Source organism: Novosphingobium sp. YAF33 (assembly GCF_052113265.1).
Taxonomy (GTDB): domain Bacteria; phylum Pseudomonadota; class Alphaproteobacteria; order Sphingomonadales; family Sphingomonadaceae; genus Novosphingobium.
Genome location: NZ_JBFRCW010000009.1, coordinates 150153 through 164119, shown reverse-complemented (window position 1 = coordinate 164119; position 13967 = coordinate 150153). Strand labels below are relative to the sequence as shown.

Here is a 13967-nt window from a genome sequence, read left to right as displayed (position 1 = left end):
CGCCGCTGACCAAAAGCCGCCGGCGCAGACCCCTGTCAGCCTTCGATGATCTGCATCACCAGCGGACGCGCTGCGAGGCTCTGCGATCCGTCGAGAATGCGCAGCGCCTCGGTCACCGCCGATTCCGGCCCTTCGTGCGTGACCATGGCCAGGATCACCTCGCCGGTCTGCGCATCCTCGCCCTTCTGGATCATGCTGGCGATCGAGACACCCGCATCGCGCATGGCGGCCGTGATCTCGGCCAGCACGCCCGGACGGTCCGGCACGGCGAAGCGGATATAGCTGCGGCCACGGCGGTGGCCGGTTTCGGCAGGCTCCATGGCTTCCAGCTCGCCTTCCGGCATGGAGAAGGCAGCGCCTTTCTCTCCGCGTGCGATGTCGATGATGTCGGCGACCACCGCGCTGGCGGTCGGCCCGTCACCGGCGCCCGCGCCCTGGAACAGCAGGCGGCCCATGAAATTGCCCTCGGCGACGACGGCATTGGTGGCACCGTCGACGTGAGCGAGCGGATGGTCGAAAGGCACGAGATGCGGATGGACCCGCTGGAACAGGCGGGCGCTGCCGCCGGTGCGGTCGATCTCGCCCATGCCCAGCAGCCGGATGACGTAACCGAGCGAGCGGGCCTGCTCGATGTCGGCCGCCTTTACCCGCGAAATGCCGGTGGTCTCCACCGCATCGAAGCGCAGGCGCGAACCGAAGGCGATTGCCGCCAGGATCGAGAGCTTGTGGCCGGCATCGATGCCTTCCACGTCGAACGTGGGGTCGGCCTCTGCGTAGCCCAGGCGCTGGGCTTCGGCCAGAACGTCGCCGAAATCGCGCCCGGTGTCCTCCATGGTGGAGAGGATGTAATTGCAGGTACCGTTGAGGATCCCATAGACGCGGTCGATGGCATTGGCCGCCGCACCCTCGCTGAGCCCCTTGATGACCGGGATGCCGCCCGCGACGGCGGCCTCGAACTTGAGCGCCACGCCTGCCTTTTCAGCGGCCGAGGCCAGTTCCAGCCCATGGTGCGCGATCATCGCCTTGTTGGCGGTGACCAGCCCCTTGCCCTGGCCGATGGCATTGCGCGCCAGGGTCAGCGCCGGTCCGTCAGACCCGCCGACCATTTCCACCACCACGTCCACGTCGGGACGGGCCGCGAGCGCGGCGGGATCGTCTTCCCAGTCGTAATGAGACAGGTCGACACCGCGATCCTTGGTGCGATCGCGCGCGCTGACGGCGGCAATGCGGATCGGCCGGCGCGCACGGCGGGCAATGAGTTCGGCATTGGTCTCGATAAGACGGACGACGCCCGTTCCGACAGTGCCGAGACCGGCCAGCGCAATATTCAGCGGTTCAACCATGGACAACCCTTTCGGGTCCGGGCCCTAGGGGAGCCCACGGTGAAATTCCAGTACCTTCGCCGGGGTCTGTCCCGAAACTTCGGGCGCGAGGACCCCGGCGCCGGGAATCAGCCGGAAACCTTGGTGCCCTGGTTGAGCGTCCGGCGGCATTCACCGAGCTGACCGATCACCGTGCGATAATCGGCTTCGGCCTGGCGGCGCTCGGCAATGCCCTCGGCCACATTCGTGCCCGGCGGCGGGTTATTGGGCAGGAAGCAGGCCAGGCGGTACCATTCCACTGTCTCGGGCTGCGGCGGATTGCCGGTGTCGGCCACCAGCTCGGAGAACGAAACGCCCCAGGCGGGCGCCGCACCCGGCTCGTGATGCACCGTGATGGAGGCCGCCGAATTGTCCTTGGTCTTGAGGAATATCTGCGTCTCGCCCTGCCCTGCCAGATTGCCCGGAACATAGAGCAGTTCGCGCACGCCGGTGATCTTGACCGGGGCATTGCCGGAGAGCAGCGAGCGCAGGATGCCGCGCACGCGCGCCTCGGCCTGCTCGCTCCAGAGCTGCTGGGCCGTGGGCGTCACCAGTTGCAGTTCGCCGGGGCGGCCGGGAACGGCGCGGGCGAAGAGCAGCACGTCCTGCTTCTTCAGCTTCGGCGCCTTGCCGCGGGAATCGAGCGGAAGGTCCACCAGATAGACGAACGATTCGCCGATCGGCGCCTTGCCCGCGATCAGCGCCTGGGTCTGCGCGGTCATGTAGAAGCGCGCCATGCCCTGGGCGAGGCCGGGGGCCCGCGCATCCTCCACGCGCACCATCTTGCGAATCTGTGCCTTGACCACCAGCCCGGCCGATTCGGACAAGTCGGCAATATCGGCAAATGTCGGTCCGCCCGCGCTCGTCAAGTCACGCGCGCCGGCTTCGTTCGAATTGCCACCGGTTACCCCCTGGGCCAGGACCGGAACAGCCTGCACGGCCAGCGCAACCCCCGCCAGATTCGCGACAAGTCGGTGCAGATGGGATGACATGGGGGACACTCTCCGTGGAAAAAGGCCAGCCTATAGCGGCTTTGGGGCCCGGCCACAAAATCCCCCTTTTCCGATTGGAACTTATCCGCCCTGAATTGACCGTTAACCGTTGACGTGCCGATAAGGCGTTGCACACATGCAACTGTCGGGCTAAGGAAACTCGCAAATTGGGGCAAAAAAACGAATAAGCCCCGCGGTTCGCCTCCCGTTAAAAGTTTACGGATGGGCTGACTGTCAGCCGTCAGGGTGGGTAAGTTGGAGTTTCGTCATGGACCTTGCCTCAGGGTGAGGGCCATGGGCGCCCTTGGACACGTCCGGCACGGGCTTTCCCGGGGCTAGATAATGGAGTGATGCGTTTGAATGGCTTACGCTGACCAGCAAATGAGCGGTAACAAGATTACCGCGCTTGTCATTGTTGCGCTGATCCACGTCTTTGTAGGCTATGCGCTCGTCACGGGCCTGGCCTATCAGGCTGCGCAACAGGTCATCAAGAAGGTGACCACAGTCGACATCAAGGAAGAGAAACCGAAGGAGGAAGAGCCGCCGCCGCCGCCGCCGAAGCAGGAAGAAGCTCCGCCGCCGCCGATCGTCGCGCCTCCGCCGCCGATCAACATTGCCCCGGCCCCGCCGCCGGTGCAGACCGTGGTGACGGCTCCGCCGCCGCCGCCGGTGGTGATCACGACCGCGGCTCCGCCCGCACCCCCGGCTCCGGCTCCGGCACCTCCGGGTCCGTCCAAGGCCCGCGGCGCTTCGCCGAAGGGTCAGGGCAGCTGGGCCGCCCGCATTCAGGCGAACTATCCGACCCGCGCCGCTCGTGAAGAGCGTGAAGGCCGTGTCGGTGTGCGCGTAGGAATCGGTCCGGACGGCAAGGTCACCGCTTGCTCGGTCACCGCATCGAGCGGCAGCCCTGACCTTGACGAGGCAGCTTGCGACGGCATGACCCGCTACGCGCGGTTCAACCCGGCGCTCGACGATGCCGGCAACCCGACGAGCGGCCAGTTCTCGACGGCCATCGTCTACAAGCTGAACTAACTCCTTTTAAGACTGGTTAGGCCCACACCCCGGCCGGAATCAGTCCCTGCATTCTTCTTGAGAGGTAAATCGCATGCTTATCGTTGATATCCTTGCCGCAGCGGGCGAAGCTGCGCCCCAGAACAAGTTCGGTTTCATGGAAGCCCTTCAGGCTGGCGGCTTCATTTCGTACGCCACCGTGATCATCATGGGCATCATGTCCTTCGGCTCGTTCTACATCCTGTTCACCAAGTGGTTCGAACAGTCCAAGATCATGCGCCAGTACAACGTTGTGCGCACCACCTTCTGGAAGGCTCCGACCCTCCGTGAAGGCGCCACCAAGCTCGAGAAGAACAGCGCCTGGCGCCAGCTCGTCGACGACGGCATCGCCGCCGAAGACCAGCACGCCAAGATGACCGATTCGCTCGAAGCCCATGACTGGATGCACGCTTCGCTCGCGCGTTCGGAAGCTTCGATCAACGCTCGCCTTGCTCAGGGCCTGCCGTTCCTCGCCACCGTCGGCGCGACCGCACCGTTCATCGGTCTGTTCGGTACCGTGGTCGGCATCTACCGCGCCCTGATCGCCATCGGCATCGCCGGTTCGGCTTCGATCGACAAGGTCGCTGGTCCGGTCGGTGAATCGCTGATCATGACCGCGCTCGGCCTGATCGTCGCCGTTCCTGCAGTTCTGGCCTACAACTACCTCCAGAGCCGCAACAAGCGCATCGCCGAAAACCTGACCGGCTTCTCCAGCGACGTTCTCGCGAACATCAACTCGCGCGGCGCCGTGAAGCCGATCGTTGCTGCTGCCCCGGCGAAGCCCGCCGCTGCTCCGGCCAAGCCGGCTGCTGCTCCGGCCAAGCCGTAAGCAGCATGGGATGGGCCTGTCGCAGGACGGCAGGCCACATCCGAGGGACTCAGGCGGCGGTGCGTTGCATGCGCGTCCGTCGCCTGCCCAGGGCAACGCAAGGATTAGGATAAAACTATGGCGATATCCTCGGGCGGAGGCGGTGCCGAGACACCGATGTCCGACATCAACACGACGCCGCTCGTCGACGTCATGCTGGTGCTTCTGATCATCTTCCTGATCGCGGTTCCGGTTGCGATCCAGACGATCGAAAAGCTGAAGATCCCCGTCGTCGAGGCCGTTGAATCGAAGGACAAGGTCGAAAACCTTCTCCTCACCGTTTCGACCACCGACGATGCGGGCAAGGCAGCGGGTGAACCCGGTTACGTCGGCGCTTCGCGCAACGGCGAATGCCGCGTCTACTTCAACAACATCACGCCGGTGACCTCGCAGGAACTGCGCGACCAGGCTTTCAAGCGTCTCGATGCAATCGTGAAGCGCGAAGGCGGCCCGCAGGCCCTTCAGGCCAACCCCGATCTCGTGCCGCAGGTCCACATCCGTGGTGACGTCAACGCCCCGTGGCGCTGCGTTGCCGGTGCGATCTACAACGTTCAGATCTCGGGCTACCCCACGGTTGGCTTCATCACCAACCCGGTCGACCCGAACGGCTGACGTTCAGGCAGGAACAGGAGTAACTTTCCATGGCAATGTCAGGCGGCAAGGAAAATGGCGAGCCGATGATGGAAATGAACACGACGCCGTTGATCGACGTCATGCTCGTTCTCCTCATCATGTTCATCATTACCATCCCGGTTGCGACCCACTCGATCGACATCGATCTTCCGGTTGCGACCCCTCCGACGAACACGCCTCCTCCGGTCGATCCGATCCGCAACAAGGTGGTTCTCACCGCGGACGACAAGATCCTCTGGAACGGTACGCAGGTTGACGGCCCGGGTCTCGCGAATCTGCTCAAGCAGTCGCTGAGCTACGCGGTCGAACCCGAGCTGCAGTACCAGCCGGAAGCGAACGCCAGCTACGATCTCTCGGCCCAGGTGCTGCAGGTGATCAAGGCGGCGCAAGTCACGAAGTTCGGCTTCGTCGGCAACGAACAGTTCCGCGACTTCGGCAAGTAAGCCGAACGAACGGAACCGGTCTCTCAAGGACCAATGAAGGGGCGGAGCGATCCGCCCCTTTTTTGTTGTCCGGAGCAGCCTAAGTCTGGAGCCGCCTTAGTCCGGCCCAGTCCTATTCAGGCCAAGCCCTATTCAGTCCGAGTCTGGCTCAGTCTTCCTCAGGCTCGGCCACCGGGTCCACCCGCATGGCCATGGAGGCCAGGCTTTCCGCCTCCACCAGCAAGTCCTCGTCGGCCGATCCCGAGGGCAGCGATTCCCGCCCGATCATCGAAATCGCCGGCACCGAGAGCGGGCTGATCCGCTCCAGCCGCACATGGTCCACTTCCTTCGCCGCGCGGTCCAGCACATCGGCCACGCGCGCCACGTCGGTCATCCGCGCCCGAGCATCGGCCCAGGCCGCCTCGATCAGGAGGTGATCGGGTTCGTACTTGCGCAGGACATCGTAGATCAGGTCGGTCGAGAAGGTCACCTGCCGCCCGGTTTTGCGCTTGCCCGGCTGCTGCCGCTCGACAAGGCCGGAAATCACCGCAACCTCGCGGAAGGCCCGGCGCAGAAGATAGGACTGCTGCACCCAGTCGACGAATTCGTGCGTCAGGATGTCCGGCGAGAGCAGCGAGGCCGGATCGTCCACCGGCTTGAGGCCATAGACCACCAGCGCATAGTCCGTCGCCACGAAGCCCAGCGGCCCCAGCCCCCGGTCTTCCATCCGCCGCGTCACGAGCATCCCCAGCGACTGGTTCGCCGGCCAGCCCTCGAAGGTGTAATAGGTGGTGTAGGCGCGGCCCTGGTGCGGGAAGCTCTCCACCAGCAGACGCCCGGGCGCGGGCAAGTGCGAGCGCCAGTCCTGCACTTCGAGCCATTCACGCACGTCGTCGGGAAAACGCGACCAGCCGGCCCGGTCGAACAGCATGGCACGCACCCGGTCCGCAAGATGGGTCGAGATCGGCATGCGCTGGCCCATGTAGCTGGGGATCGTCGCCGAGCGCCGCGCCGCGCGCACGACCAGCTCCAGTTCGCGCAGCCCTTCCACTTCCAGGTCCATTCCGGCGAAGCGGAAAGTGTCCCCCGGCTTGAGGCTCGCCCCGAACCCCTCCTCGACTTTGCCGAGCGAGCGGCCGTTGCGAAAGCGCACGTCGAGCATCTCTGAATCGACGATGATCCCGGCGTTGAGACGGTGGCGTGCGGCATGCTCGGGGTGGGTCAGCCGCCAGGTCCCGTCCTTCTCGCGCACGATCCGGCGGAAACGATCGTAGGAGCGCAGCGCGTATCCCCCGGTCGCCACGAAATCGAGCACGCGCGCGAAAATGGCCTCGTCCACCCAGGCATAGGCCAGCGACGAGCGCACTTCCGATAGCAGCGCATCCTCGCGAAACGGGCCTGCACAGGCGACTGCCATGACGTGCTGGGCCAGAACGTCGAGGCCGCCGGGGCGGAACGGTTCGCCATCGCGCTGGCCCTCGTGAACGGCCTGCTGCGCGGCGAAAGCCTCGAGAAACTCGAACCGGTTGCCCGGCACCAGCAGCGCCTTGCTCGGCTGGTCGAGCCGGTGATTGGCGCGGCCGATGCGCTGGAGCAGGCGCGACGATCCTTTCGGCGCGCCCATCTGCACGACCAGGTCGATATCGCCCCAGTCCACCCCGAGATCCAGGCTGGCGGTGCAGACCAGGGCCCGCAGCCGCCCCTCCGCCATCGCCCCTTCCACCTTGCGCCGCGCCTCCTTGGAGAGCGAGCCATGGTGGATGCCGATCGGCAGGTTGTCCTCGTTGGCATTCCACAACTCCTGGAAGATATATTCCGCCAGGAAGCGCGTGTTCGTGAAGATCAGCGTGGTGCGGTGGGCCTTGACCTGCTGGATCAGCTGCGGGATCGCCCAGGTGGCGGCGTGGCCGCTCCACGGGATGCGTTCTTCCTGCGGCAGCAGGATCGACACTTCGGGCTCGGCGCCGGCCTCGCCTTCGACGAGCTGGACCGCATCGATCTCGCCCCAGGGCGCGAGCCAGCCGCGAAAGGCGTCAGGGTCCGCCAGCGTCGCCGACAGGCCCGCGCGTTGCAGCGCCGGCGAAAGCGCCTGCAGCCGGGACAAGGCCAGCGCCAGGAGATCGCCGCGCTTGCCGGTGGCGAAGGCGTGAATTTCATCGATGACCACCCGCTGAAGCCCGGCAAACAGCGTGGGCGCCTCGGGATAGCTCAGCAGGAGCGAGAGCGATTCGGGCGTGGTCAGCAGCACATGCGGCGGCCGGGCGCGCTGGCGGGCCTTGCGGTCCGAGGGGGTATCGCCGCTGCGGGTCTCGATGCGGATCGGCAGTCCCATCTCCTCCACGGGCGTCAGGAGATTGCGCTGAACATCGTGCGCCAGCGCCTTGAGCGGCGAGACGTAGAGCGTGTGCAGGCCCTCGGGCAGCGGCCCGCCGTCCAGCCGCGAGGGACAGAACGCCGCCAGGGTGGGCAGAAAGCCCGCCAGCGTCTTGCCGGCGCCGGTATCGGCCACCAGCAAGGCGTGAAGTCCGCGGTCGGAGGCTTCCAGCATCTCCAGCTGGTGCCGCCGCACGCGCCATCCGCGCCCGGCGAACCAGTCGCCAAGCTCGGGAGGGACGGCCGTTGCCGGCGTCATGAAGTCGATCTCGGCACGGTCATCGCTCGGGTGGTTGCAGCACGGCTCCGTTGAAGCATGGGGGCGAACAACAGGAAAGCCCGAGCATGCGGCGCGGTTGCGCCAATCTTCTTGCGTACTTGTGCCCCTTCGCGGATGGTCGGCCGGTTCCCAGCAGCGAGGGCCAGGGTGACGATGCCGACGGATCTCGATCTCAGACACCTGATCGCCCTGGCCGTCAGCCTCGCACTGGGGCTGCTGGTGGGCCTGCAACGCGGCTGGGCCGCGCGCGAACAGGCCGACGGGTCGCGCTTTGCCGGCATCCGCACTTTTGCGCTGATGGGCCTTGCCGGCGGGCTTGCGGGCATTCTCTTCGCCCCCGCCCCCGGCCCGGCCACCGTCCTGCTCGGCGCCGCCGCCCTGCTGGTGATCGTGGGCTACTGGCGGGATGCGCGGCTGAACAGCAGCGTCAGCGGCACATCCGGCGTCGTCGCGCTGCTGACGCTGGCGAGCGGCCTGATGGTGGGCCTGGGCGAGCGGCTGATCGGCACCGTGATCGCGGTGGTCATGGTCCTGCTGCTCGCCATGCGCGAGCAGTTGCACGGCTGGATAGATCGCCTCAGCCAGCGCGAGGTTCTCTCGATCGCCCGCTTCGCCCTGATCGCGCTGGTGATCCTGCCGCTCCTGCCCAACCAGGATTTCGGCCCTTACGGCGCGTGGAATCCGCGGAAGCTCTGGCTGATCGTGGTGCTGGTCTCCGGCTTTTCCTTCGCGGGCTACTTCGCCACCCGCATCGTCGGCGCGGCGCGCGGGGTCATCGCCACGGCCGCGGCCGGCGCGCTGGTCTCCTCGACCGCGGTCACCGCCTCGATCGCCAACCGCATGAAGGACGGCGCCATACCGGCGCCCGTGCTGGCCTCTGCGGTATCGGTATCCTCCGTCGTCATGTTCCTGCGCGTGATGGTCCTGACCGGCCTGCTCGCGCCGGCCGCCTTGCCGATGCTGGTCAGGCTCATCGCCCCGGGCCTCACGGTCAGCCTCGCGCTGGCCGCCTGGTATCTCCACCGCACGCGCTTCGCCGAAGTGGGCGACACCAGCCACGAGATGACGATCCGCAATCCCTTCGACGTCGCCCCCGCGCTGATGCTCGCCGGTCTGGTCATGGTGCTCACCGTCGCCTCGCTATGGGTGCTGCAGAATTTCGGGGACCGCGGCCTTGCGCTGGTCCTGGCGATCTCGGGCACGGTGGACGTCGATTCCGCCATTATCACCATGGGCGGATTGGCCGGCCAGACGCTCGATCCGCGTACCGCCGGGCTGGTCCTGGCAGTGCCGGTGGCGCTCAACACCCTGTTCAAGGCCGGCGTGGTCGCCAGCGTGGCGGGATGGGAGAAAGGCCGCGACGGCGTGCTCCCCCTGGTCGGCAGCGCCCTGGCGGTGGGCCTTGCCTGGCTCGTCCTGCGCTAAGGGCGGCTAGTGCCCCGCCTGCGGCCCGCGTTGCAGGCCCGAGGCCGCCAGTTGCCCGTCGATCTCGCCCACCAGCCGCTCCAGTCCCTCGGCCGAGTGACTTTCCGCGCGGGCAACGAGCACGTCCTGCGTATTGGAAGCCCGCAGCAGCCACCAGCCATCGGGCGTGGTGACGCGAACACCGTCCATGTCGACGAAAACTGCCCCCGCCTCGGCAAGCCGCGCGCGCACTTCCGCGACGGCCGCGAACTTGCGCGCCTCGTCCACCTGGAACCGCAGTTCCGGCGTATTGAGCATCTCCGGCATCGCGCCGCGCAGTTCGGTCACCGAGCGCCCCAGCCGGACCGTGGCCGCCATCAGCCTGACCGCCGCATAGAGACCGTCGTCGAAACCGTAGAATTCGTCCGCGAAGAAGACATGGGCGCTGGTCTCGCCCGCCAGCGCCGCGCCGGTCTCCTTCATCTTGGCCTTCATGTGCGAATGGCCGCTTTTCCACATGAGCGGGCGCCCGCCGTGGCGCGCAATCGTGTCGAACACGGCGCCGGATGCCTTGACGTCGGCGATCACCGTGGCCCCCGGCATGCGCGCCAGCACGTCTTCCGCAAAGATCCCGAGCAACTGGTCGCCCCAGATCACCCGGCCCAGGCCGTCGACGGCGCCGATCCGGTCGGCATCGCCGTCGAAAGCCACCCCGAAGTCCAGACCCTTCGCGGCGACCAGCGCCTTCAGGTCCGCCAGGTTCCGCTCTTCCGTGGGATCGGGATGGTGGTTGGGGAAAGTACCGTCCACTTGCGTGAACAGCAGATGGTGCTCGCCCGGCAGGCGCGCCGCGAGCCGCTCCAGCGCCGGTCCGGCCGCGCCGTTGCCAGCATCCCAGCCGATCCGCAGACCGGCAAGACCCTCGTGCGAGAGCCCCGAAACGCCCTGCGCGATGCGATCGACATAAGCCTCCAGCACCTCGCGCTGCTCGACCTGCCCGGCGCCCTCGTCCCAGTCGCCCACCGCCGCCATCTCGCCCAGGCGGACGATATCGGCGCCGAAGAACGGCCGCCCGCCCAGCACCAGCTTGAAGCCGTTGTGATCGGCGGGATTGTGGCTGCCGGTGATCTGGATGCCGCCCTGCACGTCGCCGGACGTCGCCTCGGCATAATAGAGCATCGGCGTCGGCCCCAGGCCGATGCGGACCACGTCCGCGCCGCTGGCGCGCAGCCCTTCGACCAGCGCCGCTTCCAGCATCGGGGAACTGAGGCGGCCGTCGTAGCCCACCGCCACCTTGCGCCCCCCGGCGCGGCGCAGCACGGTGGCAAAGCCCCGGCCGATCGCATGCGCGTCCTGCGGCCCGAGATCCCGGCCGACCACGCCGCGAATATCGTATTCGCGCAGGATGGTGGGATCGAACCTGTGGCCCATGTTCAGGCCTGCGGGCTGCTCAACCTGGCCAGCAGGAGATCGCGCGCCGCGTTCGCTTCGTGAACTTTCTCGTTCGTGCCGCCCCGGTCGGGATGGACTTGCGCGACGACGCGGCGGTGCGCGTCGAGGATTTCGCGGCGGTCCGCGCCTTCACTCACGCCCAGCAGCGCCCGCGCCTGCGCGCTGGCGTGAACGTCCGCGAAGGAGGGACCGGGCAGCGCCTTGCCCTGCCACGGCCAGCGCCCCTTGATCAGCCGCCAGGCAATGCAGCCGAGCGCGATGAGCCAGAGCAGTTTCATTCGTCGCCGGCGAGTTGGAGATCCGGCTCACGGTTCGTCGGCATCGGCAGGTTAAGCCCCGCCACCAGCTGGCGCAGTTCCTGACGTGCCACGAGATGGCTGGTGCCGAGTTCGCCAAGATGCCCCTTGTCGAGCAGGGTCAGGCCCGAGGGGAACAGCTCGCGGAAGATGACGCGCTCGGAAAGACCGTTGGAAATGCGGAAGCCCACGCGCTTGGACAGTTCGAGCAGCGCGCCTTCCAGGCGGCGCATGTTCTTCGCCTCGACGTGCTGGACGCGGTTGCGCACCACCACCCAGTCGAGTTCGCGGCGACCTTCGTTGATGGTCTTGAGGCCGCGCTTCTTGCGGGTTTCCCACATGAGTTCGGCGTAGAACGAAAGCTTCTTCACCTTGAACGATTCGCTCTCGACCTGGCCGATGAGGTCGAAGTCGATGAAGCTGTCGTTCAGCGGGGTGACCAGGGTATCGGCCGTTGCCGCGACGTGGCGGGCGAACTGGTCGTCACGGCCGGGCGTGTCGAAGATCAGGAAGTCGTAACCATCGGCGATGGCTTCGGCCAGATCGTCCAGCTCGCCGATATCCTCGCCGTCGTAGACCGAGAAACGAGCGCCGGGCAGCGCGATTTCGCGGCGGCGCTCGGTTTCGACGCGGTTCTCCAGATAGCGGTACAAAGTGCGCTGGCGCGGATCGAGATCGATCGCGGCGACCTTGGCGCCCTGATAGGCGAGCGCGATGGCGACGTGGACGGCTGTCGTGGACTTGCCGGTGCCGCCTTTTTCATTGGCGAAGACGATGCGATGCGCTGTCACGGACCCTGTTCGCTTTCCCTGTTGCCCCCGGGCCCTAGCCCGGATTCGCTGCCCCCGGACTCTAGCCCGGGAAGCGAAATCAAATCCTTAACCGCCGAAGCGGGTCAAACCCATTGCCGCCCGGGGCGCGGTGCGGCTAAGGGCAGGCGCGACCACCGGTCAAGTGCATCCTATCGGAGCAGTGACACCCAATGCAAACCCTCCACAGCCTTGATCCACTGCGCCGTGCCGTTGCCGCCCTGCGCCAGTCGCCCGACGGGCCGAAAACCGTCGCCCTGGTGCCGACCATGGGCGCGCTCCATGAAGGCCATCTGACACTGGTGCGCGAAGCGCGGAAGCAGGCGGATCACGTCGTCGTCTCGATCTTCGTGAACCCGCTGCAATTCGGCGCGAACGAGGATCTCGACAAGTATCCCCGCCAGCTGGAGCGTGATTGTGCGCTGCTGGAAGCGGAAGGGGTGGACCTGGTCTGGGCACCCACTGTGGAGGCGATGTACCCGCAGGGTTTTGCCACCAATATCTCCGTCACCGGCGTCAGCGACGGCCTTTGCGGCGCATCGCGCCCCGGTCACTTCGACGGCGTCGCCACCGTGGTGTGCAAACTGTTCCACCAGGTCCTGCCCGATGTGGCGCTGTTCGGCGAGAAGGACTGGCAGCAGCTCGCCGTGATCCGCCGCATGGCCCGCGATCTGGACCTGACCAGCCCCCACGCCGACGCCGTGCTGGGCGTGGCCACCGTCCGCGAGGAGGACGGCCTCGCCATGTCCTCGCGCAATGCCTACCTCACGGCCGAGCAGCGCCTGCAGGCCGTCACCCTGCCGATGGCCATGAAAGTCGCGATCGCGGGCATTCGGAACGGCGAGCCCGTAGCGGCCTGCATCGGCCACCTGAAGGACGCCTTGCTGGCAGGCGGCTTCTCCTCGGTCGACTATGCCGAGCTTCGCGATGCCGACAGCCTTGCCCCGCTGGATTCGCACGGGACCGCGCCGATGCGTCTTTTGGTGGCGGCGCGGATCGGCACGACCCGCCTGATCGACAACATGGCGGTCTTGCCGGAATAGCCGCTGCGCCATCCCGATTTTTCCTTCGGGAAATCTCACAGCAATAGTCATTTGCGTGCCGGGAATTCCGGCTTAAGGTCGAACCGGGTTGGGAAGGCCGGGTCGCCCCGCGTCCGGTGCAACAGAGGGAAGTCATCATGAAGAAATTCGCCTGTGCGCTCGCCGCACTTGCCGTCGTGGCCGGCGCGCCCTCGGCTTTCGCCGAAGACCGCTCTTCCGCACGCAAGGTCCAGGACAAGGGCACCCAGGAGATCCCGGTGTGCCGCAAGAACCTCGGCACCGTCGCCATCGTCGAGCCCGAGAACCAGTGGTGGCGCGAACTGAGCCTGGGCAGCCCCGAGGCGATCCTGCGCGTCTTCGTGCAGAAGTCCGGCTGCTTCACCATGGTGAACCGCGGCCGTTCGCTGCAGAACAGCGCGATGGAACGCGCGCTGGCCGAACAGGGTGAGCTTCAGAAGGGCTCGAACATCGGCAAGGGCCAGATCAAGGCGGCGGACTACTTCATCCAGCCCGATATCGTCTCCACCAACAACAATTCCGGCGGCGGCGGTCTCGGCGCGGCGCTTGGCGGCGTGGGCGGCCTGTTCGGTCGCGGCTTCGGCGCGATCGCCGGCGGCCTCAACGTCAAGAAGGGCGAGGCCAACGTCACGCTCTCCATCGTCAACGCGCGCACCACGGTCGAGGAAGCGCTGACCGAGGGCTATGCCCGCAAGTCGGACGTCAGCTTCGGCGGCGGCGGTGGCGGCTTCTTCGGCGGCACGTTCGGCGCGGCTGGCGGCGGCGGCTACCAGAACACCCAGATCGGCCAGATCATCGTGCTCGCCTATCTCGATGCCTATACCAAGCTGGTCACCCAGCTCGGCGGCCTGCCCGAAAGCGCCTCGGCGGCGGCCCCGCAGGCCACCAACGCCCAGGCCCACTGATCGACACGATCTTGCGGAATGACCGGCCGGGGCCTTTTCCCGGCCGGTACGACGCAGCAGC

13 protein-coding genes are annotated in these 13967 nt (G+C 66.7%); 7 read left to right on the top strand and 6 right to left on the bottom strand.

What is annotated here, in order from left to right; genetic code table 11:
• Positions 1 to 35: 35 nt before the first annotated feature.
• Positions 36 to 1343 (bottom strand): homoserine dehydrogenase, encoded by a 1308-nt coding sequence (locus tag AB4Z00_RS19410; RefSeq protein WP_132264604.1) that lies wholly within the window; start codon positions 1341 to 1343, stop codon positions 36 to 38.
• Between the two features lie 107 nt (positions 1344 to 1450).
• The gene (locus tag AB4Z00_RS19405) at positions 1451 to 2353 is read right to left on the bottom strand and encodes a hypothetical protein (protein ID WP_132264603.1); all 903 of its coding nucleotides are present in this window, start codon (positions 2351 to 2353) and stop codon (positions 1451 to 1453) included.
• Between the two features lie 360 nt (positions 2354 to 2713).
• Between AB4Z00_RS19405 and AB4Z00_RS19400 the strand changes: the two genes are divergently transcribed.
• The 4 genes from AB4Z00_RS19400 to AB4Z00_RS19385 all read left to right on the top strand — a co-directional run bounded on the left by AB4Z00_RS19400 (position 2714) and on the right by AB4Z00_RS19385 (position 5347).
• Positions 2714 to 3385, top strand: a complete 672-nt coding sequence (locus AB4Z00_RS19400) for an energy transducer TonB (RefSeq protein ID WP_132264601.1) — start codon at positions 2714 to 2716, stop codon at positions 3383 to 3385.
• Positions 3386 to 3458: 73 nt separating this feature from the next.
• Positions 3459 to 4232 (top strand): MotA/TolQ/ExbB proton channel family protein, encoded by a 774-nt coding sequence (locus tag AB4Z00_RS19395; protein ID WP_132264599.1) that lies wholly within the window; start codon positions 3459 to 3461, stop codon positions 4230 to 4232.
• Between the two features lie 117 nt (positions 4233 to 4349).
• Positions 4350 to 4883: an ExbD/TolR family protein gene (locus AB4Z00_RS19390; protein ID WP_207912874.1), complete on the top strand. Its 534-nt coding sequence runs from the start codon at positions 4350 to 4352 to the stop codon at positions 4881 to 4883.
• A gap of 29 nt (positions 4884 to 4912) precedes the next feature.
• Entirely contained in the window at positions 4913 to 5347 is a 435-nt protein-coding gene (locus tag AB4Z00_RS19385) for an ExbD/TolR family protein (RefSeq protein ID WP_134094727.1), read from the top strand.
• Positions 5348 to 5495: 148 nt separating this feature from the next.
• Here the strand turns inward: AB4Z00_RS19385 and AB4Z00_RS19380 are convergent, their stop codons facing one another.
• Positions 5496 to 7958, bottom strand: a complete 2463-nt coding sequence (locus AB4Z00_RS19380) for a ligase-associated DNA damage response DEXH box helicase (protein WP_442046949.1) — start codon at positions 7956 to 7958, stop codon at positions 5496 to 5498.
• A gap of 174 nt (positions 7959 to 8132) precedes the next feature.
• Between AB4Z00_RS19380 and AB4Z00_RS19375 the strand changes: the two genes are divergently transcribed.
• Positions 8133 to 9404, top strand: coding sequence for an MgtC/SapB family protein (locus AB4Z00_RS19375; protein WP_442046962.1), 1272 nt, complete (start codon positions 8133 to 8135; stop codon positions 9402 to 9404).
• 6 nt (positions 9405 to 9410) lie between these two features.
• On the opposite strand, the gene pgmG is transcribed toward AB4Z00_RS19375, so the two are convergent.
• Genes pgmG through AB4Z00_RS19360 form a run of 3 tightly spaced genes read right to left on the bottom strand, consistent with a single transcriptional unit; the run spans position 9411 to position 11922 of the window.
• Positions 9411 to 10814 carry a phosphoglucomutase/phosphomannomutase PgmG gene (gene pgmG, locus AB4Z00_RS19370; RefSeq protein ID WP_442046948.1) on the bottom strand — a complete coding sequence of 468 codons (1404 nt, stop codon included), beginning with the start codon at positions 10812 to 10814 and terminating at the stop codon, positions 9411 to 9413.
• 2 nt (positions 10815 to 10816) lie between these two features.
• A complete protein-coding gene (locus AB4Z00_RS19365; RefSeq protein WP_132264592.1) occupies positions 10817 to 11113 on the bottom strand; it encodes a J domain-containing protein in 297 nt (98 codons plus the stop codon).
• On the bottom strand, positions 11110 to 11922 hold the full coding sequence (locus AB4Z00_RS19360; protein WP_132264590.1) for a division plane positioning ATPase MipZ: 813 nt from the start codon (positions 11920 to 11922) through the stop codon (positions 11110 to 11112). The genes AB4Z00_RS19365 and AB4Z00_RS19360 overlap by 4 nt, the downstream gene beginning before the upstream one ends.
• 191 nt (positions 11923 to 12113) lie before the next feature.
• Between AB4Z00_RS19360 and panC the strand changes: the two genes are divergently transcribed.
• Both panC and AB4Z00_RS19350 read left to right on the top strand, forming a co-directional pair.
• Positions 12114 to 12983 carry a pantoate--beta-alanine ligase gene (panC, locus tag AB4Z00_RS19355; protein WP_442046947.1) on the top strand — a complete coding sequence of 290 codons (870 nt, stop codon included), beginning with the start codon at positions 12114 to 12116 and terminating at the stop codon, positions 12981 to 12983.
• 137 nt (positions 12984 to 13120) lie between these two features.
• Positions 13121 to 13906 (top strand): CsgG/HfaB family protein, encoded by a 786-nt coding sequence (locus tag AB4Z00_RS19350; protein ID WP_132264587.1) that lies wholly within the window; start codon positions 13121 to 13123, stop codon positions 13904 to 13906.
• The last annotated feature ends 61 nt before the right edge of the window (positions 13907 to 13967 follow it).

Excerpts from the sequence above, each read along its gene's own strand:
- AB4Z00_RS19350 (WP_132264587.1), top strand. The coding sequence starts at position 13,121 with ATGAAGAAATTCGCCTGTGCGCTCGCCGCACTTGCCGTCGTGGCCGGC.
- AB4Z00_RS19410 (WP_132264604.1), bottom strand. The coding sequence starts at position 1,343 with ATGGTTGAACCGCTGAATATTGCGCTGGCCGGTCTCGGCACTGTCGGA.
- AB4Z00_RS19380 (WP_442046949.1), bottom strand. The coding sequence starts at position 7,958 with ATGACGCCGGCAACGGCCGTCCCTCCCGAGCTTGGCGACTGGTTCGCC.
- AB4Z00_RS19390 (WP_207912874.1), top strand. The coding sequence starts at position 4,350 with ATGGCGATATCCTCGGGCGGAGGCGGTGCCGAGACACCGATGTCCGAC.
- panC (WP_442046947.1), top strand. The coding sequence starts at position 12,114 with ATGCAAACCCTCCACAGCCTTGATCCACTGCGCCGTGCCGTTGCCGCC.
- AB4Z00_RS19395 (WP_132264599.1), top strand. The coding sequence starts at position 3,459 with ATGCTTATCGTTGATATCCTTGCCGCAGCGGGCGAAGCTGCGCCCCAG.
- AB4Z00_RS19405 (WP_132264603.1), bottom strand. The coding sequence starts at position 2,353 with ATGTCATCCCATCTGCACCGACTTGTCGCGAATCTGGCGGGGGTTGCG.
- pgmG (WP_442046948.1), bottom strand. The coding sequence starts at position 10,814 with ATGGGCCACAGGTTCGATCCCACCATCCTGCGCGAATACGATATTCGC.
- AB4Z00_RS19400 (WP_132264601.1), top strand. The coding sequence starts at position 2,714 with ATGGCTTACGCTGACCAGCAAATGAGCGGTAACAAGATTACCGCGCTT.
- AB4Z00_RS19385 (WP_134094727.1), top strand. The coding sequence starts at position 4,913 with ATGGCAATGTCAGGCGGCAAGGAAAATGGCGAGCCGATGATGGAAATG.
- AB4Z00_RS19375 (WP_442046962.1), top strand. The coding sequence starts at position 8,133 with ATGCCGACGGATCTCGATCTCAGACACCTGATCGCCCTGGCCGTCAGC.
- AB4Z00_RS19365 (WP_132264592.1), bottom strand. The coding sequence starts at position 11,113 with ATGAAACTGCTCTGGCTCATCGCGCTCGGCTGCATTGCCTGGCGGCTG.